Source organism: Schlesneria sp., from assembly GCF_036405755.1.
GTDB lineage: Bacteria > Planctomycetota > Planctomycetia > Planctomycetales > Planctomycetaceae > Schlesneria > Schlesneria sphaerica.
Genome location: NZ_DASWWZ010000117.1, coordinates 1 through 2,560, shown reverse-complemented (window position 1 = coordinate 2,560; position 2,560 = coordinate 1). Strand labels below are relative to the sequence as shown.

At 56.1% G+C, this 2,560-nt stretch carries 3 protein-coding genes; 2 read left to right on the top strand and 1 reads right to left on the bottom strand.

The window, feature by feature from the left end; all coding sequences use genetic code 11:
• Window positions 1–380: serine hydrolase (locus tag VGE80_RS04045; RefSeq protein ID WP_440591762.1), on the top strand; the 380-nt coding region annotated here is incomplete at its 5' end.
• A 173-nt stretch (window positions 381–553) separates the two neighbouring features.
• On the opposite strand, the gene VGE80_RS04040 is transcribed toward VGE80_RS04045, so the two are convergent.
• A complete protein-coding gene (locus tag VGE80_RS04040; RefSeq protein WP_440591761.1) occupies window positions 554–1,564 on the bottom strand; it encodes a methyltransferase in 1,011 nt (336 codons plus the stop codon).
• A gap of 532 nt (window positions 1,565–2,096) precedes the next feature.
• Here VGE80_RS04040 and VGE80_RS04035 point away from each other — a divergent pair.
• Window positions 2,097–2,560 (top strand): SIR2 family NAD-dependent protein deacylase (locus tag VGE80_RS04035; protein WP_440591760.1); only part of this gene is annotated, 464 nt, incomplete at its 3' end.

Here is a 2,560-nt window from a genome sequence, read left to right as displayed (position 1 = left end):
CCCGTTTCGCGCGGGACGCACTCGCCGGGATTCAACACGATCAAAGTCGTATTCTTAAGCAGTCGAGTTGGCTCACCATGACAGCTCCACATGTCATCGAAGGTTCCGACAAAAATGGTCAACCGACGCGGGACGTGAGGGGCCCCGGTTGGGACATTCAATCCCGCTATTCGTCGAACCGTGGTAAAGACCTCTCTGCCCGCGCTTTCGGGCACGGTGGGTTTACTGGCACGTCACTTTGGATCGATCCAGATCAGGAGCTCTTTGTGATATTTCTGAGCAACAGATTGCATCCGAATGGCCGCGGTATGGTCAATCCCCTCGTGGGTCGGATCACCGATGTGGCGGTCAAGGCCCTCAGGCAAGGCTCGGATCGTTAACCGCCGGTTCCGTCGCTTGCCGTGTCTCCGTAAGGCTCTGGCGGTCCCGTTGTGTCTGACGTCATTCCAGCTTCGACCGCACTGCGGGCACAGGCCGAGAATCGATTGCCAGCCCCCCCCCCCCGTTGATGTCATCTCAGGGGGAGGTGGACAACCTCGACTCATTGTTGAAATTACTTGATCCCGACAACCATCGAATCAGGGCCACTGAGCGGTTCAACTCGAATCTGTTTGAAGCCAACTTCGCTCATCCAGCCAGCACAGTCAGCCCCTGAAAAATCGAAACCGCCCGGAGTTTCGACCAGCATGTTCAAGCTCATCAGCAGTCCCATCGCGTTGGTCTTGCGTTCGTCGTCGATAATCGCTTCGCAAACGACCAGTGCCCCACCTGGCGGCAATGCATCATAGGCCTTGCGGATCAGCATCTTCTTTGTCGGCAGATCCCAATCATGGAGTATGTGGCCCATGGTAATGACGTCTGCTTTGGGAAGGGCCTGTTCGAAAAAATCGAGCGGTGCGAACTTCAGCCGGTCCTGCAATCCATGAGACGCGACGTACTTCTCGAAAATCGGTCCCACGATTGGCAGGTCGGCTCCTGTCCCCTTAAGGTGTGGATGGGTTTGAGCAAGCACGACGGGAACGCCTCCCTGGGCCGCACCGATATCGACGAAAGACTGGTACTCAGACCACGGGAATTTCTCTGCCAGGACCCTGGCAAGTCCGAGACTGAGTCCCGTCATCGCCGAAAGAAACTGTTCCAGTCGCCGGGGTTCACTGTAGAGGGTTCCGAAAAGATCGCCACCATGCTTACTTTCGTTCTGCGGTAATCCCGTCCGCAACCCATCCGTCAGATCGGCCCAAAAGCGGAAAAGACGGGCGCTCATCATTTCCAGCATGCCGCCGATGTAACCCGGTTTCGCCCTGTCCAGATACAGATACGTTGCTGGCGTGTTTCCGTACTTGCCGTTTTCCCGCGTCAGCATTCCGAGCGCCACGAGAGCGTCGAGGAAGTCGCGTGCGCCTCGCTCGTGCAGACCGATTTTTACCCTGACGTCTTCCAGAGTCAGCGGCCCTTTCGCCAGTTCCGTGAACAGTCCCAGTTCCACCGCGCTTAACAACGTCCGGGAACCCCAAAAACCAAACCCCAGTTGCATAATCGCATCGGGCGTCACAACTGCCGACATCGTCTCGCTCCTTGAACTGTCGAATGAAAGTGCGGCTCCATGCCTGAACCTGTCGCAAAGCATCTTGTTGCTCAGGTGCCGCAGTTTAGTCAAAAAAGAACGGACGAGCGAGCAGAGCCTCAGCACCAATGGGCGTCCATTTTTACGATCTGCGTCATCGAGACAAAGATGCAAATTCCAAAAGAATAGAAAGCAGTGACAGCATTCCCACTTCGAACAATCATCAAACCGTCGCACAGTGCGGCAGCAGACGATAAGACCCCCAAAGCGGGCTTGCAGACTGACGCAAGTCACCGTGTCACGGCAGAACAGTAATGAAACGGTTCGGAAACACGGGCCTCGCGGGTTCGGCCCACAGCACTTCACGATCTGCGTCCATATACTCCTGTGATTGCAGTCCCCGGCATGTCCTCGGCACCGCGATTGATTCTCCTCTGCTGCTTCTCTAAATTCGCCCTCTGCGTCGACGATCACCACTATGCGAGTCTGCTGATCGATGTCGGCGACACGCCGGATTGGCGAGGAGGGACATATGGACCTGCACGAATCCTACCGAATGGCGGCAGACGCACTCCGCAATGCGGATGCTCTGTTAATTGGGGCGGGGGCAGGCATGGGAGTTGACTCCGGCTTGCCCGATTTTCGTGGCCCGGAGGGATTCTGGAAAGCCTACCCACCGTTCCGCGGCCGGCCCTTCAGCGAGATGTCGGCGCCACACTGGTTTCGTTCGGATCCTCAGCTTGCCTGGGGATTCTTCGGACATCGCTACAACCTCTATCGGACCACAATTCCTCATCCTGGTTTTCAAATTCTTCAGAAGTGGGCGAAGCGATGTCCACTGGGGGCCTTCGTCTTTACCAGCAACGTCGATGGCCAGTTTCAGAAGTCCGGTTTCTCCCCCGACCATGTGGTCGAATGCCATGGCTCGATTCTTCATTTGCAATGTTGTGCACCTTGCCATAAGGAAATCTGGAATGTCTCCAACCAAACATTTGA